18 protein-coding genes are annotated in these 22,723 nt (G+C 40.3%); 5 read left to right on the forward strand and 13 right to left on the reverse strand.

Going from position 1 to position 22,723, the window contains the following annotated elements; translation table 11 throughout:
• Window positions 1-30 precede the first annotated feature (30 nt).
• Window positions 31-3,405 carry a HEAT repeat domain-containing protein gene (locus tag L2567_RS09860; RefSeq protein WP_235297594.1) on the forward strand — a complete coding sequence of 1,125 codons (3,375 nt, stop codon included), beginning with the start codon at window positions 31-33 and terminating at the stop codon, window positions 3,403-3,405.
• A gap of 9 nt (window positions 3,406-3,414) precedes the next feature.
• On the opposite strand, the gene L2567_RS09865 is transcribed toward L2567_RS09860, so the two are convergent.
• Together L2567_RS09865 and L2567_RS09870 are read right to left on the reverse strand one after the other, a co-directional pair.
• A complete protein-coding gene (locus tag L2567_RS09865) occupies window positions 3,415-5,256 on the reverse strand; it encodes a T9SS type B sorting domain-containing protein (protein ID WP_235297595.1) in 1,842 nt (613 codons plus the stop codon).
• Entirely contained in the window at window positions 5,249-5,932 is a 684-nt protein-coding gene (locus L2567_RS09870; RefSeq protein WP_235297596.1) for a DUF2461 domain-containing protein, read from the reverse strand. The genes L2567_RS09865 and L2567_RS09870 overlap by 8 nt, the downstream gene beginning before the upstream one ends.
• 68 nt (window positions 5,933-6,000) lie before the next feature.
• On the opposite strand from L2567_RS09870, the gene L2567_RS09875 reads away from it, so the two are divergent.
• Complete coding sequence (locus tag L2567_RS09875; protein WP_235297597.1) at window positions 6,001-7,026, forward strand: formylglycine-generating enzyme family protein; 1,026 nt, start codon at window positions 6,001-6,003, stop codon at window positions 7,024-7,026.
• 1 nt (window position 7,027) lies between these two features.
• Here L2567_RS09875 and L2567_RS09880 read toward each other — a convergent pair whose 3' ends face one another.
• The 11 genes from L2567_RS09880 to L2567_RS09930 are packed head-to-tail and all read right to left on the reverse strand — an operon-like array spanning window position 7,028 to window position 19,515.
• Window positions 7,028-7,714 carry a DUF502 domain-containing protein gene (locus tag L2567_RS09880; protein WP_235297598.1) on the reverse strand — a complete coding sequence of 229 codons (687 nt, stop codon included), beginning with the start codon at window positions 7,712-7,714 and terminating at the stop codon, window positions 7,028-7,030.
• Between the two features lie 60 nt (window positions 7,715-7,774).
• Window positions 7,775-9,097: a kynureninase gene (gene kynU, locus L2567_RS09885; RefSeq protein WP_235297599.1), complete on the reverse strand. Its 1,323-nt coding sequence runs from the start codon at window positions 9,095-9,097 to the stop codon at window positions 7,775-7,777.
• Window positions 9,098-9,904, reverse strand: a complete 807-nt coding sequence (locus L2567_RS09890) for an alpha/beta hydrolase (protein ID WP_235297600.1) — start codon at window positions 9,902-9,904, stop codon at window positions 9,098-9,100.
• A 57-nt stretch (window positions 9,905-9,961) separates the two neighbouring features.
• Entirely contained in the window at window positions 9,962-11,479 is a 1,518-nt protein-coding gene (locus tag L2567_RS09895; RefSeq protein ID WP_235297601.1) for an AMP-binding protein, read from the reverse strand.
• A gap of 5 nt (window positions 11,480-11,484) precedes the next feature.
• On the reverse strand, window positions 11,485-12,057 hold the full coding sequence (locus L2567_RS09900; protein WP_235297602.1) for an SRPBCC family protein: 573 nt from the start codon (window positions 12,055-12,057) through the stop codon (window positions 11,485-11,487).
• Between the two features lie 3 nt (window positions 12,058-12,060).
• Entirely contained in the window at window positions 12,061-12,990 is a 930-nt protein-coding gene (locus L2567_RS09905; RefSeq protein WP_235297603.1) for a GNAT family N-acetyltransferase, read from the reverse strand.
• 4 nt (window positions 12,991-12,994) lie between these two features.
• Window positions 12,995-13,669 (reverse strand): diacylglycerol/polyprenol kinase family protein, encoded by a 675-nt coding sequence (locus L2567_RS09910; RefSeq protein ID WP_235297604.1) that lies wholly within the window; start codon window positions 13,667-13,669, stop codon window positions 12,995-12,997.
• Between the two features lie 22 nt (window positions 13,670-13,691).
• Window positions 13,692-14,789 carry a DUF3419 family protein gene (locus L2567_RS09915; RefSeq protein ID WP_235297605.1) on the reverse strand — a complete coding sequence of 366 codons (1,098 nt, stop codon included), beginning with the start codon at window positions 14,787-14,789 and terminating at the stop codon, window positions 13,692-13,694.
• On the reverse strand, window positions 14,773-17,289 hold the full coding sequence (locus L2567_RS09920) for a PEP/pyruvate-binding domain-containing protein (RefSeq protein WP_235297606.1): 2,517 nt from the start codon (window positions 17,287-17,289) through the stop codon (window positions 14,773-14,775). Before L2567_RS09920 ends, L2567_RS09915 begins: the two co-directional genes overlap by 17 nt.
• Window positions 17,286-18,245, reverse strand: a complete 960-nt coding sequence (locus tag L2567_RS09925) for a UbiA family prenyltransferase (protein WP_235297607.1) — start codon at window positions 18,243-18,245, stop codon at window positions 17,286-17,288. The genes L2567_RS09920 and L2567_RS09925 overlap by 4 nt, the downstream gene beginning before the upstream one ends.
• Before the next feature lie 10 nt (window positions 18,246-18,255).
• Window positions 18,256-19,515: a hydroxymethylglutaryl-CoA reductase gene (locus tag L2567_RS09930; protein ID WP_235297608.1), complete on the reverse strand. Its 1,260-nt coding sequence runs from the start codon at window positions 19,513-19,515 to the stop codon at window positions 18,256-18,258.
• Window positions 19,516-19,630: 115 nt separating this feature from the next.
• On the opposite strand from L2567_RS09930, the gene L2567_RS09935 reads away from it, so the two are divergent.
• The 3 genes from L2567_RS09935 to L2567_RS21300 all read left to right on the forward strand — a co-directional run bounded on the left by L2567_RS09935 (window position 19,631) and on the right by L2567_RS21300 (window position 22,722).
• Window positions 19,631-21,214 (forward strand): ArnT family glycosyltransferase, encoded by a 1,584-nt coding sequence (locus L2567_RS09935; protein ID WP_235297609.1) that lies wholly within the window; start codon window positions 19,631-19,633, stop codon window positions 21,212-21,214.
• Between the two features lie 25 nt (window positions 21,215-21,239).
• Complete coding sequence (locus tag L2567_RS09940) at window positions 21,240-22,325, forward strand: lectin-like domain-containing protein (protein WP_235297610.1); 1,086 nt, start codon at window positions 21,240-21,242, stop codon at window positions 22,323-22,325.
• Between the two features lie 235 nt (window positions 22,326-22,560).
• Complete coding sequence (locus L2567_RS21300; protein WP_406626681.1) at window positions 22,561-22,722, forward strand: four-helix bundle copper-binding protein; 162 nt, start codon at window positions 22,561-22,563, stop codon at window positions 22,720-22,722.
• The last annotated feature ends 1 nt before the right edge of the window (window position 22,723 follow it).

Consider the following 22,723-nt stretch of genomic DNA (forward strand, 5'->3'; position numbering starts at 1 on the left):
TAAATTGGCAACTACATTAAAATCATAGAAATGAGAATTGTATTTTATTCACTCATCCTATTTTTATTGACTTTTTCATGTGCGAAGCAAAATGCTCCTAGTGAGGAAGACTACACCACTGTAAGGTCAATAAAGGCAGAAAACGCTCAGGCCATGGCAAAGCAGATTCGTGAATCTGTAGCCGTCCAGGTTGCTGATGGCATGGAACTTTCGCTATGGGCTTCAGACTCACTGATTCACGATCCCATTGCCATAAGTATTGACTCAGATGGAAAGATTTATTATACCAGTGCTACCAGACAGGAAAATTCAGAATTTGACATTCGCGGCCACAGAAATTGGATGACAGCTTCTATTTCTTTTGAGACTCCTGAGGACCGATTGGCCTTTTTGAAGGAAACTTTTACAGTAGGGAGTGAAGAGTCACAAAAGCACTTGAAAGATCTGAATAATGATGGCGTATTGGACTGGAGAGATTTGACGGTGGAAAAAGAAGAGATATGGTGGGTTGCCGATAAGGATGAAGATGGTGTTGCAGAATCAGCTCACTTATACATAAAGGATTTTCATGAGGCTCACACTGATGTAGCCAATGGTGTATTGGCCCATGATGGGGATGTTTATGTGGCAGTCGCACCCGATTTGATGAAGGTTAGTGATGAGGATGGCGACGGAACTGGCGATAAAATTGAATCTTTGAGTAGAGGCTATGCTGTGCATATCGGATTTAGTGGACATGGGATGTCAGGTGTCACGGTGGGGCCACAAGGGAGAATTTGGTGGGGAATAGGTGATATCGGAATGAATGTGACCGATAAGGAAGGAAATAAATGGGAATATCCACATCAAGGTGTTATTGTAAGATCTGAACCCGATGGTACTAATTTTGAAGTTTATGCCGCTGGTTTGAGAAACACCCATGAATTTGTCTTCGATAAGTACGGAAATTTAATTACGGAAGATAACGACGGAGATCATAGGGGTGAGCGAGAAAGACTGATGTATGTGGTTCATGGTTCAGATGCAGGATGGCGTGCCAATTGGCAGTATGGAAAATACACAGACCCGGATAACAATGATTATAAAGTATGGATGGATGAACGTCTGAGTGTTCCGAAATGGGAGGGCCAGGCGGCCTACATTATTCCGCCGATTCAAAACTATGTCAATGGCCCCACTGGCATGGTTTATAATCCGGGAACAGCCCTTAGTGAAAAATGGAATGAGCACTTTTTCATTGCTGAATTCAGAGGTAATCCTGCGAATTCTCCGATTCATGCATTTACCATGGAACAGGATGGAGCGGGTTTCAAATTGGGTCAAACTCAGGAAGTGGTTTCCGGATTACTGCCCACAGGTTTGGATTTTGGGCCAGACGGTGCATTATATTTCGGAGACTGGATAGACGGATGGAACACTAAGGATGAAGGGAGAATATGGAAGCTTGATGTTCCTGAATCTGAGAGAAATACAAAGCGTGAAGAAACGAAAAGACATTTACAAAGAGATTTCTCTGCGATGTCTGCAAAGAATTTGATACCCTTACTGAGTTATCCCGATATGAGGGTGAGATTAAAGGCACAAAGAACATTGGCAGACAAAGGCGACATTGCAGCTTTTCATACAGTGATTTCTGAAAACAAAAGTCAAATCAGTGTGATCCATGGCATATGGGGGGTCGCTCAAATTGCGAGAAGAGACCAGGAGGAAGCTGCATATCTGTTGCGATTAATTGATAATAAAGATGATGAAATTAAGGCTCAGGCTGTTAAAATGCTTGGCGATGTAAGATATGTGGAAGCTGCAGAAGAAATTGTTCCACTTCTGGAAGATCCTTCTCCAAGGGTTCAAATGTTTGCAGCTGAAGCGCTTGCCCGAATGAAATATGATGAAGCGAAAGAGGAATTAGTGGATCTTCTTAGAAAGAGCAACAATGAAGACGTCTATCTTAGACACATGGCGTCTTTTGCTTTATCACAAATCGGAGATGCATCATTTCTGGCTGATTTAAATACAGATCCTTCAGAAGCCGTTAGACTGGGAGCGGTCGTAGCGTTGCGAAGAATGGAAGATGAAAATGTGAAGATTTATCTGACTGATCCATCTGAACTTGTGGTCACTGAGGCTGCAAGAGCCATCAATGATGATAATTCTATTCCAGGTGCCTTGCCTCGATTAGCCGAAATACTAAATAGCTTCAAGTTTGACAATGAAGCACTTATTAGACGGGCGATCAATGCTAATTTTAGAATTGGTAACGACGCTAATGTAGATCACCTGATTACTTTTGCTTCAGATCGTTCAAATCCGGCTGCCATGAGAGCAGAAGCACTTGCCAGTCTCTCTACATGGGAAAATCCTTCTGTTTTAGATAGAGTGGATGGAAGAAACAGAGGATTGAAGCCCAGAAATGCAAGCTATGCCATTAGCCAATTGGAATCTAAAGTTGAGCAATTGGCCAATGAAAGAAATGAAGAAATCCAAATTGCAGCCATCCAAGTAATCAGCCAGTTGGGAATTAACGACAAGGCTGAATTACTCAAATCAAAGTTTGAGAATGAGCGCTCACCGGAGGTCCGTATTGAAGCATTGAAAGCGCTTTCTAATCTGGAGTATGAAGGATTAGATCAGGTTTTGGAAACTGCTCTGGCATCGACCAATGAGAACCTTCGAGCTGAAGCACTGTCTTTGATACCAGAATCTTCTTTAGAAGAAGAAGCTGCGATCAATCTGTTTACTCAGATTTTGGAAGATGGCACCATTGTCGAAAAACAATCCACTTATGCAGCACTTTCAAAGTATGAAGGAGAGGCAACAGACCGCCTGATTTCTGAGCAAATGGTAGCATTGAGAAATGGTGAAATTGAACGAGAAGTTCAACTTGATTTGTTAGAAGCAGTTGGTGACAGCATCGCCTCAGAATATCATAGTAGTAAGAATGGTGGAGCGCTAAGCGCATACGAAGAGACGCTTTATGGTGGTAATAAGGGAAAAGGCCGCAACATTTTTTACAGAAATGCAGAGGCGCAATGTGTCAGGTGTCATTCTATTTTTGAGTGGGGCGGTGATGCTGGACCAGGACTTGCAGGAATAGGAAACAAATTGACCAAAGAGCAATTACTAGAGTCATTAATTCTGCCTAGTGCGAGATTGGCCCCAGGATTTGGTGTGCTTTCAGTAGAATTAAATGATGGAAGTAACGTGGCTGGAGTAATGGAAGAAGAAACTGATGACGCCTATTTGCTAAAGGTCTCCAAAGACGAGGTAAGAAACATTTTGAAATCTGAAATCAAAGCTCAGGAATATTTACCATCCAGTATGCCTGCAATGGATAAAATTCTTGACAAAAAAGAAATTAGAGATTTGATTGCCTTTTTGAATAGTCTCCAAGGGGAAGAACAATAGCTTTATGACTTACCTCACAAGAGACAAGTCTCCACTACCGTTGATCTTTTCCCCATTGATCAGGGTGACCTGGAACATATAACTATATACTCCTTCCAGAGCAGGAACACCCTTGATTTTGCCATCCCAACCATAGGAGGCATCCATAATGTCCCTATTCCTGGTTTGGTAAACCAAGTTGCCATATCGATCAAAAACATTGAAATAATTGACCTCCTGAACAGCAAGGCTGCCTGTCATAACCATAAACCGGTCATTGATTCCATCATCATTAGGAGAAAAAATGTTTGGCTTATACAGAAGTTCATCCGGTTCTTTCACTTCAATAAAAATTTCATCAAAAGCTGCACAATTGTTTGAGTTAGTCGCGCTCAAAGTATAGTTTCCACTTTCAAAAGGACGTGTAGAATTTTCCACACATTGCTCACAGGAAAGCTCAGCCCCTGTCCATGAGCCACTCGATAAGTTATAATTGGTAGTTACTTCAAATGAATAAACCACTCCAAAGTTGATACTGGTATCCTGCCCCAGGTCTATCATGAATGCTTCTGGGTTAACAATGTCAATTTGTTCTTCATAAAAACATGAATGTCTATCCTCAACACGAAATGTATAAACGCCCTCAGATAAAGATGGTGTGGTGGTTTGTGTAGGTCTCTGGTCAATTTCATATATATAAGGCTCCAACCCATTATTGACCTCCAAAACTTCTATAAATCCTGTAGAATCACCGAAGCATAGCGGATCAGAAATATTGAAATCGATACTTATTCCGGGATCCGGAACGTGGGTAAGAAAAAGATCTACGAAACTATCACAACCAGATACTGCAAGAAAAGTCTCTTCATAAAAACCAGGATCAGAAATCATCTGGGTTCCAAATTCATAAACAACGTTCTCACAAATGGTGTCAAATATTGTAAACTCGATGGGTATGACAGTAACAGTAGCAAGATCTGATATGACTTGACACTTGCCGTTTTGAATATTAGCTTCACTTCCAGCTGTTAAATATCTGTACAAGTAAGTGCCAGGTGTAAAGTTATCATGAAAAATGACGCTATCTGTCGCTCCATTAATGTCGATCCAGGACTCTGAAAGGTCAGAATAAGATTGCCATTGGATGGAGGCGCCTTCGATGGTTTCCGCTGTAATGACTACTGGTTCGACTTCATCAGAACATACAATCGTATTCTCCGAAGCATTGGCAAAAGCACTGGGCCCACAAGGCCTAAAAGAAATATTATCAAGTGCCAGATCATTACCTATACCTCCCGGAGCATTATTTCTTAAGCTTAATTTGACACTGGTCTGCCCGATAGCTGTAGTAAAAGTAAATCCGTGTTTGTGCCATTCTTCATCCTGTGGTATAATGCCTGAGCTGTATTGTTCCACATCGTCCAGGAAAAAGGAAAGATTGGGTTCATGATGTCCTGTGACTCCTATTCTTATTAAATTGATTACATCTGCAGAAAATTCGTAAAGGGTATTTTCGCATAACCCGGTGACTTCTTCCTCATAAAAAATTCCGGGAGCAAAACTCGCATTTACGACCATCATATAGCCCTGAGGGTCAGGACTATTATCCGGAATTTTGATCCAGGTGCCATAAAGATTATCCCACGCAGCAGTCCTCATATCATTCGTAATCATATAGAATCCATCACTAGGTGGCACAACAGTGGTATAGGTGTAACCAGGGGCAATACCAGGATTGGTCTGGACAATGTTATCAGGTCCCGAACCAAAATTTCCTATGGAAAAGATGTTGTCACCAAGATTTCCAGTACAGATGTCTTGGCCCCATACCCATTGGCACCCCAATAAAAATATGATGATCCACTTATTCATATAGTGGCTCACCATTTAGATTTGTTGTTAGAATTTCACTCATATAGTTAAGAAACGGCCGAACGGTCTTAAAAGCATGATTTATTTTCTCCGCAAAATCCGGGTGCACCACCTCTTCATCGGGAAAATACTTTTGCACGATGAATTGTTTGTTCTGAAGCCATTCAATAGCGGGGTGATCCATATCATAGCCTTGAGGGGACCTGACGAGTTTGTCACCCTGAATACCTCGAGGAAATTCAGATCGAAAGTCAGCACTACGATTGATTCTTTCAAGAACAGAATGATCCTGTGCAATATGATTTCTTATCAATTTTAAATCCTTGCTATCCGGGCCCCAAAAACCTGCAGCTACAAAGGATCCACCAGGTTCTACGTGGTAATAATATCCCCCGCGCAAAAGTGGGGTATCTCTTTTTACTTTTCCGCCCCAATAAACCTTGTACGGAGTCTTGTCCTTAGAAAACCTAACATCTCGATATATTCTAAATATGCTCCGCTTCGGAGAGAGTTCAACAATGTGGTCGTGACTTGCCATAAGGCGATTTACCTCCATGGCTAATTCCTGCATTTCACCATAGGATTGCTCATAAAGATCCCGGTGTTCCTCAAACCATTCGCGGTTATTATTCTTCTCTAATCGCTCTAAAAAATCAAAAGTCTTCTTCGTTATCATTAATTCCCTTAAATTTCCGTTTTATGATCGGCAGATACAGTAAGTCTTAATATTAGTCAATATTTCATATGAAACATAATTTCGTTTTCTCAAATGTATTATTATTGTTGGTTTTAGGTCTGTCAATGTGGGGTTGCGAAAATAATGAACAGGTAGAAAAGATGGAAGGAATGGTCTTTATCCCCGGTGGAGTTTTGAATATGGGAGGGGACAATGAGCAGGCATCTGATGATGAATTTCCAAAGCATAAGATAAAGGTCGAAGGCTTTTATATGGATGAAACTGAGGTGACCAACCGGGAATTTGCAGAATTTGTTAAAGCAACAGGATATATTACTGTCGCTGAAAGAGCACTAGACTGGGAATTGCTTAAAAAAGACCTGCCTCCTGGGACCCCTAAACCGCCAGACAGCCTTATGCAGCCAGGAGCACTGGTATTCCAAAGTACGGAGCAACCTGTGCCACTTAATGATCCGTCTAGATGGTGGCGGTGGACCATCGGCGCCTCCTGGAAACATCCTCAAGGACCTGATTCTGACATAAATGATAAAATGGAACATCCGGTTGTACAGATTTCTTGGGAAGATGCAGAAGCATATGCAGAGTGGGCAGGCAAACGATTACCCACTGAAGCTGAGTGGGAATGGGCTGCCAGAGGAGGAAGCGATGGCCAAATATATCCCTGGGGAAATGGAAATGTTAATCAGGTGGGACACCAATATGCCAACTTCTGGCAAGGCCTATTTCCATATGAAAACACGGAAAAAGATGGCTATATGACCACAGCTCCGGTGAAGAGTTTTCCTCCTAATGGCTACGGTTTATATGATATGGCCGGCAATGTGTGGGAGTGGTGTGCGGATTGGTATGATGCCAATTATTATAAAAGAGAGGAGGCTACATCAGATGGGACTGATGGTCCAAATTCTAGTTTTAATCCAGTTAACCCCTATGCCCCTGCCAAAGTCATGAGAGGGGGATCCTTTCTGTGTAACGACGAGTATTGCTCAGGATATAGAAACTCTAGGAGGATGCAATCCAGTCCGGATACCGGTTTAAATCACACCGGCTTCAGATGTGCAAAAGATTTATAGATTATGCTTTCTCAGGCTCTGCCTCTTCAATACAATCAATCTGGTCTTCCCGGAACAAACAATATGAACCAGTACCCATACCGACAATTGTTCGCATTGCTTCTTCAGGAGTAGCATCGACAAAAGTAATCCTCGATGCCGGGACATGGTAAATGTTGCCGTTCGTGGGATTAGGTGCAGTTGGAACAAATACGGTATAAAGATCATCCGAAACCTGCTCTGTCACGAAACCAGTCATTAATACACCACTCTCAAAAGTATCAATCAACACTACATCTGAAAAAGGCATCTTTTTCATTCCCGTAAATTGCTGGACTAAGTCTCTGATGGTGGTATATAAGGGAATCCTTTTTAGATATTCTTTTTCAAATAAGCTAAAATAATACTTGCTTACTCTGTTTTTTGCACTAAGCCCTATTAGGTAGAAAATACCGAAAATGATGGATAATGAAATGATATGAAAAATCCAATGTGGCTTCTCTGATCCGGGCGCAATAATGGCACTAAGCGGACTCAGTAGACCGAAAATCAAATCGAAAAGAAGGGTGACTAAGAAAAGTAAAATCAAAAAGGGCAATGAATATATCGCTCCTTTCACAAGTGTCTTTAACCATGGTCTTTGGTACCAAACTAATTTTGCGCCATCTTCCGGTGTTTCATGATTGTCATCTGTAAATAATTCAGCCATCTTTTGCAATTTAAGGCAATTCCTAAAGCATGGCTTGAAGCTAAAAGTTCGATTTATAAACTAACCTCCTATTTGTAGTACTTTTTTCAAAGCTTTCACAAATTCCCAAACATCTCTGTAGCCGTTGTAAAGCGGAGCCGGAGCTACCCTGACAACACCAGGATTTCGCCAGTCTGTGATCATCCCTGCTTTGGTCAGTTCATGATGGACACTTTCATCAGCACTTTCTATAAAAATCGAAAGCTGACAGCCACGTTGTGCTTGCAATGCTGGTGTTAGAATTTTTATCCTATCTGTTTTTAATTCCTTAAGTAAGAATTCCAAATAGCCGGTCAAAAGGATGGATTTATTCCTAATGGCTTTCATGTCGGCCGCTATAAACATTTCCAGCGACGCTTTTACAGGAGCAAGGGATAGGATTGGTTGACAGCTAATTTGCCAAGACTCTATCCCTGGAGCTGGCTTGAATGCATCTCTCATTTTAAATCTGATTTCTGCATCGTGTCCCCACCAACCTTTTAACTTTGGAATACCTCTATCGTCATGATGACGTTCATGGACAAAAGCACCAGCTATACTACCCGGACCCGCATTCAAATATTTATAAGTGCACCAAACTGCAAAGTCAACATTAGCATCATGGAGTGCAAGCGGTACATTTCCTACAGCATGGGCAAGGTCAAAACCTATAATACATCCTTGCTCATGCGCCCACTGCGTGATGGCCGGAATATTTAAAAATTGACCGGTGTAATAATTGACACCTCCTATTAGTACCAGGGCAATTTCTTCACCGTTCTCTGTGAGGAAATCTTTTATGATTTTTTCATCTACTAACCCATTATGGGTAGATTTAGGAATATATATCAGGTGATCTTCTATCGATAAACCATGCCATTCCAGATGAGATTCAATGGCATATCGATCAGAGGGAAATACATCTTGCTCAATTAATATTTTATTGCGTCTGCCTTCTGGTCTGAAAAAACTGGTCAGCATCAAATGCAAGTTGACCGTCAAGGTATTCATCAAAGTTACCTCGGAAGGTAGGGCTCCGACTATTTTTGACATATTTTCCTTGAGTCCCAAATGAAAAGGTACCCATGGGTGTTCACCATTGAAATGACCTTTAACTCCATAGTCTTTCCATTGTTCAGATACCTGTTGAATGGCAGCCTGCGTCTGTTTGGATTGTAACCCCAGAGAATTGCCGCAAAGGTAGGTCATCTCAACCCCTTCTTGATTTTTAGGAAAATAGAAGTCTGCCTTGTATTGACGAAGTGGATCTTCACGATCCATCTTATCAGCAAAAGATTGATCTCGATCATACAGCATATTAGAGACATCCAGCAAATCTATATTTTTAATGAACGGGTTTGCCATTTATATTTTTTTTAACCACTTTTCTAAAAGTAAGGGCCAGGTTTCTGCAGCTTCAACGCCCTCTCTCATCCCAAAACCATGACCACCTTCAGCTAACATGTGAAAATCTACAGTTGTTTTATTCTCTTGCAATGCTTTGGCCAATACTAATGAACTGGGGGCATATTTGTCGTCAGCTGCCACGAAAATGAACATAGGTGGAGTCTGAGGAGATAATTTTATTTCCGGACTAAGGCCTCCATTTTCCCCTTTGTCTAAATAGGCAGGATAAATTAGGACTGTGAAATCCGGTTTGACGATGTCTTGATCTTTTGTATGGTTCGTGTTATTTTCAGAGGTAGAGAATCTGGCTGCCAGGTGACCGCCTGCCGAGAAGCCCAATATACCCATTTTGCTATCACTTTTGAATTCATCAAAGTGAGTAATGTCTTTGAAGGCCTTGCCGACATCCTGGAGTGCAGCATCTCTATCTTGAGGCACTGTATATTCTAAAACAACAGCGGTGTAGCCTAACGAAGTCAGATACTCAGCAATTTCTGTTCCTTCCAGATCGATGGCCAGTATTTGATAGCCTCCGCCTGGACAGATCAGTACGAAATCTCCATTATTCTTCTTTTCATCCGGTTTGAAAATTTGTAGTCTCGGCTGATGCACTTTAGTAATTCTGCTGACCCCTCCAGATCTCTTAATTTCCGGTTCCAGATACACTTCCACTGCGGGATCACTATACAGCCATTGATATTCCTGTGCAGTCATGATCGTTGTGGCAAGAATTAATTGAACAAAAATAAAGATATGTTTTCCCATAAAATTTTTATTATCATCAGCTAGAGATAACGGAAGATAGTCATTTCGAATCAAATTTCAGTTGATGATTTCTTTCAACTTGCCGTAGTCAATTTTAGAATGGTGCCGTGGGTCCCTTGGTATTTGACGCTTAAATATGATCTCTTGATAAGGTATCTTCAAGGATTTGACATGGTTTTCTATTTCTTTACGTAAATGGGATGATCGAAGGTTATTTCCATCCACTTCTAAAACGACAATTTCACCCATTAATGTTCCAAGACTTACTCTTGGAATCTGACTAATTTGATATTCAATTATAAATAAAGAATGATATGTTCCATCACGATTTAAGAGCTGACTGCAACGGCCGTTCAAATACAGTATTCCATCTATCAGGATGCCGCTGTCTCCGGTCCTATGCCAAATCCTTTCATCATCTACTATTTTATTCATGTGGAAGGCTGACTTACTGTTGTAGTACTGTTTAAGTACGTGGGGGCCCGACACAACAATTTCGCCAAAGGGTACTTCCCATTTATGCCACCCATCTTGATCAAGTCGGATGGCCTCCTCCGTAATCTTTATGATTTTTAGGTCTATGTGCTTATTTAGAGAACCAACCGCCAAACCATATTGATTCAAGCTGACTGTATTCATGGCGATCATTGATATAGGTTCTGCTTCTGTGGAGCCATATGCAACCTGGCAATTCGCGTCGGGAAATGCTTTGACCACCTTTTCAGCCAAATCTGGAAAAACTGGAGCGCCACCTGTAAAAACCTTTTGAATATCGGGGAAAATGTATTCGCTTTCCGCTAGACGCCCTACGTAAAAGGGTGAAGCGATAATTGTATTGGCCTTGTATTTCTTTAATAATTTGACCTGCTTTGGGACATTTAGAAGGTGAGGTTTTCTTTGATTAAACTGAGGAAGAATGGCACAACCGCCAGTGCCCAAAATGGACAGTAGGACAATGGGAAGTGTGACCAAACAACAATCACTTGCCTCTGTTTTCATTTCCTCTTGTAAAACGTTGAATTGAATATTCAAAAAATGATGTGTCCTATTAGCTGCTTTAGGCAGTCCGGTACTTCCTGTAGTAAAAGTTATTAAGGCCGTATCATCTTTGTCTATGCTCGCAGGACTTTGCTTGTCGACTTCGGTAAATAGTGATTTCCGCTGAACGGACATCAATTTATGATCTGAAGGTGCTACCAAACTTAGTTCAATATGCCGGAGCATTCTAAATAAATACCCCAGAAATAAATATTTCCGAGGTGCAATAACCGCGTCAACTTTTACGATTTCTAACGCTTTATCAAAACGCTTTTTATTGGCCCATTCATCTATAAATACGACTACTGCACCAATGGCCAATAAAGCCAGTACCGTTTTATAAAGTCGGATAGACATAGGAATGAAAACCAGGACTTTCGAATTTTTTCTTACGCCCTTTTCTTCATAGTACCTCGCGGTTCTGATGACGCTATCTTTCAGTTCTTGATAAGTGATTGACTTGCTCTCTGAGTGAATGGCAAAGTGATCAGGGAATTTTTTTGCGGCATCAAAGAATAGCCTGACGATGTTCTCCATGAGTCCTAAGGACGACGCTTGTATACCTCTTTTTTGATGTTTTTGAGATTCTTATCGAATATAGATTTAATCCGAAAGGCGCTGTATTTCATTTTGGCAAGATCCCAGAAACTGGGTTTATACATAAAGTCGAGGGTAAAGCTGACTTTGCATCCATAGTCGGTCTGCGAATAAATCTGCTCTGTGACCAAATCGGGAGCTCTTAACCACAAATTCTTGTAATTATAACAACTCAGCTTTCGATATTTATCTTCTATCCGTTCCAATACTTCTTCCTCCCATTGAAAACCCTCCTTTTCCCATTCCGTATAACACTTTCTCTTTGACCCTACCATGCCATCGGCAACTTTATCTTCATTGATGGTTTCTATATAAGGCACAAAACTGGACCAGTCACTTGCATTGTCTGAGTTTCCCAGGTAATCGAATGCCGCTTCACATGGCATATCAATACCCACATGTGATACAACTTTATCTTTATAAGGGCTAAAAATCCACGCCATTAGACATAAAAGCAGGAATAAAACCAACACGCCTAGAAAGACATTTCGAAGTATTGGTGTAACGTTTTTCTCCATTTTCTAATCAATTTTAAGGCACATCAGCGCATAATTTCTCATGGGATTGGCCTTAAACTTAGTGGAAATATACGTAGAAGTATTTGAATTTACCATTAATGCATGGATTCCTTTTGTAAAGCCATCGACTTTTGCGTGTTTCATGGCAAGGGCCGACAGAGCGCTTCCAATTCCCTGAAACTCCTTATCAGTGGATCTCGCCAAGGTTTTGACTACTATGGTTTCAGACGTTTTGTCCCATAAATCCTTATAACAAAAAATGAAGCCAACTAATTTGCCATCCTTTCTGGCCATGATGGTATACCTTTTCTCAATTAAAGGTAACGATGCATTCATCTTACGCTGAAAATCCACTTCGGAAATCGGGCTGTACAAAAAATTTTCAGCAAATGCTTCACTGCATAAGTAATATAAGTCTTCAAATTCAGCAGATGGGTCATCGAGATTAAAACCTTCAAAAATCACACCTTTGTTGACAAAACTTTGATGAGATTTTTCAACTTCATCCCAATGATCAATAATCTCCTCTGCATAAGAGGAGTGATATGCCGCAAGCTCGGTAAATCCGTAATGACGCATTAATTCAATATGATAATCAGGAGTATGGATATCCAGGTAAAACGGCGGTTTTTGATAAGACGTCACTACCCGATAGTCATTCCAGGTAGAACCATTTAATGGACCGATGAGCAATCGGTGACCTAGCTTTTGTACTTCCTCAACGGCCGCATCCATGAGCAACTGGAAAACGCGCGGATCATTGGCACATTGAAAATGTCCAAAGGCTATCGCTTGTAGCCCATTTATTTTGTGATATGGATTGACATAAAGTCTAAGTTCTGCCAGTGTGATTTGCTTGTCAATGACTTTAAAGCAACAGTGTAGATGCTTTTGCTCGCTCTCCAGGCAGTTGATGTTTTTTCTGACTTCCATTGACCTATATTCCAAAAAGATAAAGTACCAGAACAACGGTCAAGGGTATAACCAAATTGTCATAACCTTTTATGCTTATTGCTTCGCTTATGGTCGTCACTAATGCTACTACAATCGAACAGCATACTAACACCCAGACTTTTAATTCAGTGATAAAATACAGCCCCACTAAGGATGTGATCAATGCGACCGTAAAAAAGCCAATAGAGCCTGCTACAGTTTTCTTGTGATTGAATATTTCATATGGTCGATAATTGGTCTGCCTGCCCACAAATTCTGCCGCAGGATCAGCCAGGGCTAAAATCATGATGGGTAGAAAAAAATAGATATATCTTTCTAAATAATATTGAATAAAATAACAGATGATCACCACTACTGGATACAGTGTGCTACCCCTGGATTTTCTGTCAATAGCATTAATAGATTGCATCAAATGGAGTCTTTTACTAAGCGCTAAAGCAATAAAAAAACTTATACAAATGATAACCAGGTTTATTGGACTCGTGAAATAAAAAGGGAAAAACATCACAATAATTCCCGTCATCACATGGACAAACTTTCGGGTATAATTGACGTCAATCTTTAGCCAGTGGTAACCTATTTCTGCAATCGCAAAAAGTAAAAGAAAAATTCCAGCAAAACCCAGAATGGTTAAATAGTCTATGGCAGTGATTTGCATTACGGTCTTAAAGTTAAGAATCTCATCTCACAATCTGTTCAAGCACAAATTGCATATAAAAAAAACCCTGGTCTCTTTCTGACCATTTTTCGCGGTCTGGAAGTCTATTCATTCCATAAACTACATTCGACATCACCCTCTCCACCAAGAGATTCCAATAAGCAAACCTCGCTCCAGTATTTGCAGATTCCAACAAAGCCTGAGCGGTATACTGAAATATATCGGACGACATATATTCAAAAATATTCGAAAGGTTAAAGCGATCGAATTTTCCATATTTTACAGATGCGTCTTGCACGTAACAATGCTCCGTTTGTATCACATCCAAATTTTGCTTCACAAGTTCATAGTTGTCTTCACGAGCATAGTATGGCAGGGCATCGTCGAAATTGCCCTTTAAACAGAAGTGCAGCATTGAATTGCTCTGAGCATAGTCAGATGATAAGTGTTGACCAGCTTTTGCAAGAATTGTTTTGCTGACATGTACTTCTACCTGTCGAAGGAAAGCTCGATCTCTCCCCAAAAGCCCCATCACTTGTTTGTTAAAGAAAAATCTGAAGAACCATCTCCATTTTAAGGTATTCCATTTTTCATCATAGAATTTTCGTTGTTCTACAGATGATTTAGGCGCAAATAATTCTTGCGTTAGTTTTGCAGAATGAATCAGAGGTAAGATTTTATGGGCAAAGGTCATTAGGTATTTTTCAAACTTACCCTGATAGATGATGCCATCTTCAATGATTGACCCATGATCTTCCCAGAATGCCCTTGCCGAATTACTTAATTGATTTTTAAATCCTTTAAAGCAGTTTAACCTGTTTTCCAGAGGGGGCGTAAATCCAATAAAGGAAAGGAACTCTTCCCGCTCCAGATTTTGAATGGCAACTTTCTTTATTTCTGTTAAATAAAGTTGAGATAAATTGACATCTGCAGCAACGATCAACTCTGGCATTTGAGTAGCCAAAGCCAATGCATTGTCTCCGGCTGAAGCAATGGAAAGTACTTTGTGACCTGGCCTGATATCCAGGCCTTCAATAAGAAGAACAGGATCTTCCCAAACATTTGCATATCTGATAATGCTATGATCTACCTTTTCTAGATGTTTATTCCTCTGTGTCATGATTCAACAACTTTACAACTCCTGACCCACCGTCCATTTCCACTAAATCTCCGGTTTTGAGGCTCTCTAGTAAACCATTGATGGCTACAATACAAGGTATGCCTAATTCCCTGGCCACAATAGCAGAATGACTGAGCAGACTGCCCCTTTCAACTAAAATACCTGATGCCGTGGGGAATAGGGTAATCCATCCGGGATCGGTACTGGTTGTTACCATTATCCTTCCATTAAGATCATCGATCTGATCCGGAGAATGAACCACACATATCTCACTTTTGACCACACCAGGGCAGCAGGCAATTCCTTTTAGATCTCCATCTGTAGCCTCGAGGAGCCTATCCATGTTTGTAAATTCTAGACCTTCATTGACAGTTCCGTAGGTTGTAATTCGTTCGGGAACATAGGAATCCTTTTCATATTCAGCATATTCTTTCTTTCTCAACTTGATTATAGCTCTTAATTCTACCGAGACTGCCGTACCCTGAATGAAATCAAAAATCTCTTCTTTAGTCAAGTAGAATACATCCCGGTGATGATCAATTAATCCTCGCTTTTCAAACTGCAGGCCGATTGCAGAAAATATTTGTCTGACAATCCCAAATCCGCGGGTTCTTTCAAACCTCAGGTTTTCACGGTTACTCACCAACTCTCTGGTTTTTTTGAGAAAGTAATTAAAAATCTTATTTCTGAAAAAACGACCTTTAAGATGTTGATGAACAATCTTTTGAGCCTCGGTCTTCAGTGTTGCGCTTTTCGTTTCTTTAAGGGTTTCCAGACTTTCAGGGTTGTTGATATACGATTGTAAAATCTTGATAAACTTATGAGGTGCCTGATTATATGAAATGGTCTCAAGCTTTAGTTCCCCAAGGCATCTCTCGCCAAATTTTTTGAGGTATTTGTCAATCTTTGATTTGATCTCATACCCCTCTATAATTTCATAGACTGCTTTAGGATCACCTTTAAACCGGTCGCGAAGCTCATGGCTATCTAGTATTTCCTGAGCCAATCTCAAGCTCTGTATCATGGGTTGAGTAGATATGATGTCATTACTTGCAGCCAGTAAATCATTATGGAGGTGCGGATGGTCTTTTCCGATCCACTTTTCAATCAACTTTTGAAAAATACCAAAGTAGATCATAGCGAAAAAATCGTTGACCAGAGGTGGATTCCATCTTTCTGTGAGGATTTTTTCAAAAGTATCGTAGTGCTTTTTTAATTCTTCTGGCGTTTCAGATTTAAAGTCAATTTCCTGATATTTTTTTACCGTAACATCCAAGAAATTAAGAAATGCATCCCTCTCGCGTGGTAGTTTGCGAAATGTGAGAATGGCTTTCCAAATGGTTTTTACGGTCATCCATCTCGCCTTTGACTTACTCACTTTATATTGATCCTCCAATTCAAATCTTTCCTTCACCCCCATCATGGTTTCCATAAATCCAACATTCAAACGATAACCGGGAAGCAGTGCCAGGGCGCGATACCAACTTCGAAGATTGTAGTAGACACGACCACGCAAAAGACCCAACATGTTTTCATATACGTCTGCGTGAGCTTCTAGAACATCTTTATCTATACCTAAGAATGCACTGAATTGCTCATAAACAACCCGATACATTTCTCTGATAAATGAAAAAGTCAAAGGGGTGGTTACACCTGGATAGGATTCAATGATATTACTATTGTCCCAAATGATCCGACTTCCTTTTTGCTTATGGATATTCGTAATGGGTCTGCTTTGCAAAATGAATAGTTCCCCTTTTTGATCAAAAGCCCATTCCACATCCTGAGGACTTTTGTAAAGTGCATTGATTTTTTCCAATTCGTTGACCAATAGCGAAATCTGTGACTCCTTTAAGGAGGATTGCGTCGCCATGTCTTCTTTCACTTTTTGCAAGATTGTTCCACCACCCTTCTGATCATATACCATTTTTTGATCTTTAATGGCAATCACTTGTGAGAATACCATTCCGTTTCTGATGGTGAAATCATCCGAATTCAATGTACCTGAAACCAATCCTTCACCTACACCATATACTGATGAAATAAGCATGTCGCCTTCTTTCAGCGTGATCGGATGAAGACCAAACATCACTCCTGAAGTTTCCGCAAAAACCATTTCCTGTATGATAACAGCCATCTGAACTTCACCTTCAATGTTGTTCTGCTGTTTATAAAAGGTCACCCTTTCTGAAGATGACGATTGATATACCTTTTGAATCATTTCCAAAAGATTACCTCTCCGCACAAATAAAAAGGTTTCGAATAGCCCGGCAAAGCTATAATCAGAACCATCCTCTCCTACAGCTGATGATCTGACACTGTAAAACTTATTTTCTTCACTCCATTGACCTAAAGACTTCTCAATTTCATGTAATTCATGCTGAAACTCAGCAGGAATGACTTTAAAGTGAGGCACGTTAAATCCTTCTTCTGAAAGTCTAATTAATTGGGTCGCTTTCCCCCCAATTTTCTGCCCACTTAGAAGTAAGTAATCTTTCATGAGATAATCTTTATTATTCCGGGGACGCCTCCGAGTGTTCCGTACATCACTAAGGTCCAAACACCTGAAATTAGCTCAAGTCGCTTAGATCTTACTGTTGTAGGATGACGCAGATATTGTTGACCTAAAATTAAGCCAACCAGCAGCATCAATGCAAGAACGTAATAACTATAGATCGAAATCCCTGCGTAGTAACAAGCTGCAGCTGCTATCAAAGCAGTTACTCCCAAGATGATCATCCACAGTACCACACCACGGCGATATCCCATCATGGCGGAATAAGTCACTACACCTTCTTTTTCCTGGGAAGGAGCCTTTAGTTTTCTACCAATTTCCAAAACAATACCATTGAAATAAGATACACCGAAAAAGTAGAATAATCCAAGATGTGGCTGATCTCCGTCGAGATACCAATCTAATCCACTTGCATAGATATCAACCAGAGGTATGATCATCATATGAGAAGCAGCATAGAGCCACATGTGCTTATTTAACCAGTCATGGGCAAAAAATTCAACGGTCATCAAAGCTAGATAGGCCATTACCACCAAATAGATCACAAACATAGAAGGATGAACTAGAAGAATGGCCAGGACCTGGACAATGAGCACGATCACTCCAAGGATTCTGAGCTCTTTGAAGCTAATCAATCCCCTCGGAACGGGTAGCTCCTTTCTATATTGACGATCCGTATCTGCGTCTTTAAACTCATCTAAAATTCTAACCAGCAAGAACAGACAAAAGGTAGTCAAAAAACCTACCCACAAATCCTTAGACGCTATAAATCCTTCAACTCCGCGACAAATTCTACTATAAGAAATGGCCGAAAATGTAAACATTAAAATCAGAGGTCCATGTCCAAATATTGGAAATCGTTCTTTTTGGTATATCCACAGCCTTTTATACAAAGGCAGTTGGTTCTGATTAACAATCTTCTTTTCTGGTATATTCTTCATGGTATTTGTTCTATCTCCCTAAACGTTGATGAGCCGAAACAAAATGTCCCGATGCAATGGCTGCACAGATGCTTAATTCTCCAGCCAACGCAAGCGCACAACAGATCTCGGCAAATTTCTTGGCTTTACCTTCCCCGTAGCAGTCCATCATTTCCAAACATTCTCTTTGAGAAGGCAAAGAGGTTCCACCACCTATTGTACCGACGATCAAATTAGGCATGGTCAGACTCGCATAAAGCCCACCACTGCTGCTCACCTCCATTCTGTTAACGGCTACAGTAACTTCCGAAACACATGCTACATCCTGACCTGTTGCAATAAATAAAGCGGTTAATCCATTTGCGATGTGACCTTGCGCACCAATAGATCCCAACTGTATCACACTCATAGTTGAGGTTCGCCAGTAATCAGCCATAAGTTCCGGGGTAGATCGAAGCACATTCTCGATCACTTCACGTGAGAGATCTATTTCCGCTATGACCTTCTTACCTCTGACATTCTGAAACGACTGGTAATTGGACTTTTTATCACCAGACAAGTTGCTCTCAATATACCACCGGACGGGTTTTACCGGTGATTGCTCAATGATGTACTTACAAATTTCTGAAGTGCAAAAAGTTACCATGTTTTGTCCGGAAGCATCACCTGTGGTATATTCAAAGATCAGATTGACCTGGTTGCCTTCAATATTTGTTTTCATGTTTATAAGCTTTGCATACCGACTACATTTCCCGGTGATCGCTTCAAACTTTTCATATTGATGAACAATCCATGCTAAGAACTGACCTAATTGCACAATGGACTCAAATCTAAAGATAGGACTTCTCTGAACCGATTCAGTAATACAAATTGAACGGATACCCCCTGCAAGACTACTGGCTTTACAACCTCTATTGTAACTGGCTACCAAAGCACCTTCTGTTGTCGCCAAAGGACAATAAAATTGGCCTGAAGCCTCTGTGCCGTTTACTAAAAGTGGCCCAGCAATTCCCGTTGGGACTTTACTGAATCCAATAAAGTTTTCAATATTCCCTTTGAGCTGTTCCAGTTCTTGAATGCTGTCATTGTCGTTTAAGACATTGAATTTCTTACCCATTTTTTCTTCTAGAAAAGAAAGTCTTTTGAGCTGTCCATCTCTGTTATAATGATCCTTATTCCAAAAGTGTTCTACCACATGAACTTTATCTTGTTGGTCTATAATCCGTTGTATTCTATTGTCATCCTTGATCTCCTGCATCAGGATTTTAAGGTTCCGGTAGTCCGTACTCATATCGGGTGCTTAGTTTTTTGAATAAATTGTTATCGGAGAAGTAAAGCAAGATAATAAAAATCTTACTGTCAGATTGAATAGAGGTTGAAGGTGTTTCCCTATTTTGTGGTGCTAAATGGAAAACCGAACGATCTATTTTTACTTTGCATTGGCCTGGTTGGCCCTTTTTACCCTTCAGGCCTGGTGGACTCCACCTCATATTGATGAGCTCTACTATTGGCGATTTAGTCAATATCTGGATTGGGGTTATTTTGATCATCCTCCCATGGTTGCATTGATGATTTGGTTCTCAGATTTGATTTTTTCCGGAAATCTGGCCATTCGGGCAACAACCGTGCTAATGACCATGGTCTCTATCTATTTAGTTTGGAAGATGGTGGACCAACCTTCGAAAACTAAATCTTTCTGGTATGTCGTATTTTCCCTTCCCTTATTACACTTATATGGTTTTATTACCACACCGGATGTTCCCTTACTCTTTTTTAGCGCATTATTCTTCCTTTGCTACCAAAAAATTTTAGAAAATGATCGTTGGAAAGATTACCTATTGTGGGGCCTAATAATGGGTTTGCTTTTATATAGTAAGTATCACGGAGCTCTATTAATAATATTTACTTTATTGGCACATCCCAGATTATTTCTCAATCCAAAAACATATTTAGCTGGTCTCCTTGGTATCTTGATATGGGCGCCTCATGTTTGGTGGCAATACGAACATCAATGGATGACCTTCAACTATCATTTAAGTGAACGAGTGGGTGATTTCAAATGGTTTTATCCTTTAGAATATCTTGGAAATCTACTGGTGGTTTTCAATCCGTTTTTCATTTTATTTTTGGTCAAGGTGATAAAGAAAACCTGGAACAATCAATTTGAAAAAACCTGTTATTTTGTATTGATCGGATTTCTAGTTTTTTTTGGCTTTCATTCCTTCAGGGATCATGTCCAACCTCAGTGGTTGGTGCTTACCTATGTACCATTCATTTACTTATTGATCAAACGCTTGGATGGAAAAGGTGAAAAACGACTTCGACTGTTGTTCTTAATCAGCTCGCCTTTATTGATAGCATTGCATGTTTTTATGACTTTTGATCTATTGAAAACAGATGGAGGCATTTGGAGAAAGGATCAATTTGCTGCGATGATAGCAGAACGGGCAGGAAACCGTCCGGTCGTGTTCTTCGATTCTTATCAGGATCCATCAATTTACGAATGGTATAGACCTTCTTCGATTTCACATTCTTTTAACAGAGCCTCAAAACGTAAAAACCAATTTAATATTTGGTTACAGGATACGCTGATGAATGAATCCGAAATTTTTGTTTTCGCTCCTGATCGATTTAAAGTGCCGGATTTTCTGGTGTATCAATCTTTTGACAAATTAAAGGTGATGGTCAATAAACAAGGTTTTCTCGTAGTGCAGAATCCATATGATTATGCTTTTCAGTTAGGAGAAGGCGGCATTTCTATTGATTTATTGCTTTACAAGGACAAAAAAGTGATTGAAACAATACCGATGAATCAGTGGGCGCTTAAGGATCCAAATGACGTGATTTCAATTCGAGCTCAATCAGATACCGTTTTGAACTTCAAGACCAATCCACCACCAGATACCAAGGCTGATGAATATGGATATTCTATAAAAATGCCTCCTTGGCCTGGAGCAGCAGTGTATTATCGTTATCGGTTAGGAAATTAAAGATTCCGGTACTATCTTTAAAAGTATGAAATACTTTGCCACACTTTTGATCATATCTTTATCTTTACAATCTATTGATGCACAAGAAGTCAAGTTCAATATAAGAGATTTTGTATTGACAGGGACGGCGGCATCGGCAGGTGGAGAAGGCGTAGTGCTGACTGAAAATCAATTTTGGCAAGGTGGCGCGATGTGGTATAAAGATGACATCGATTTAACGAAACCCTTCAACATGGAGATGGAGATCTATTTTGGATGCTCGGATGCAGGTGCTGATGGTATTGTATTTATTCTTCATCCCGAGTTGTCAACTGGTTTTCGAGGAGAAGGTATGGGTTTTGGCGGATTGTATCCCTCTTTTGGGGTTGAAATGGATACTTATGAAAATTTTCATTTAAGTGATCCATACTTCGATCATGTAGCATTAATGGCTCACGGATCGCTAAGGCATCCCTTTGGGCTTACGGATCCTGTAGCTCTGGACCCCAATCGAAAAAACATTGAAGATTGTGATTATCACAAAGTAAGCGTGGACTGGACTCCAAGTTCAAATATATTCAGATTTTATTTCGATCGCAAGTTACGCGTAGAGGAGAAGGTAGATTTAGTGGGAGATTTATTTGATGGCAACCCTTTTGTTTATTGGGGATTTGGCTCCGCTACCGGTGGCAAACGAAATAAACACATGGTAAAATTGGAAAAGTTGGAATTTACCGAAAATGTCACCTTAAAATTTAAGGACAAAGAGGCCCTGCTAAAAGGTGATGCCTACACTTTAAGAAAACTTGAATTTGCCAGCGGTAGTACGCGATTGCCGGAGTCAGCTAAGCCGGAATTAGACAAATTGATTCAATTTTTCAAGCAATTTCCTGGCCACAGCATCATACTCGATGGATTTACTGACTCGTCCGGCAGTGAAAGCAGTAATCTGAGATTAAGCAAACTGAGGGTAGAGTCTATTGCTGAATATTTGAAATCGAAAGGCATACCGGAGAGCAAGCTTTTCTATTATGGCAATGGTGAAGCGAATCCTATTGACACCAATGAAACTGAGGAAGGGCGAATGAATAATCGGAGAGTCGAGGTTAGAATGAGAATTATAAAGGTCTAGAGTTTAAATGTTTGATCTCTCATCATCCGTTTTCGAACCAAATACATTTTAGTAAAGTCAGGTATGTAAAAGATTGACCATGAACATTAAATTTCTTGATTGTATAGAAGCCTGTCAAAAATGTATTGCAGATTGTAAAGATTGCCTTGTGCAAATGTCCGGAAAAGATAGCATGAATGACTGTCCTTATTGCTGTGTTCAATGCCTAGATGCTTGCCATGCCTGTCTACAATTCATGTTATCTGATAGCAAATGGGCTGCTAAGTATTGCAAACTTTGTGCGGAAGTTTGTGAATATTGTGCCGAGCAATGCGAGGCCCATGATCACGATCACTGTCAGAGATGTGCAGAATCATGTCGGGCTTGTGCAGAAGCATGCAGAAAAATGGCAGCTTAGT

Origin of the sequence: Portibacter marinus (assembly GCF_021533195.1) — a bacterium.
Classification (GTDB): domain Bacteria; phylum Bacteroidota; class Bacteroidia; order Chitinophagales; family Saprospiraceae; genus Portibacter; species Portibacter marinus.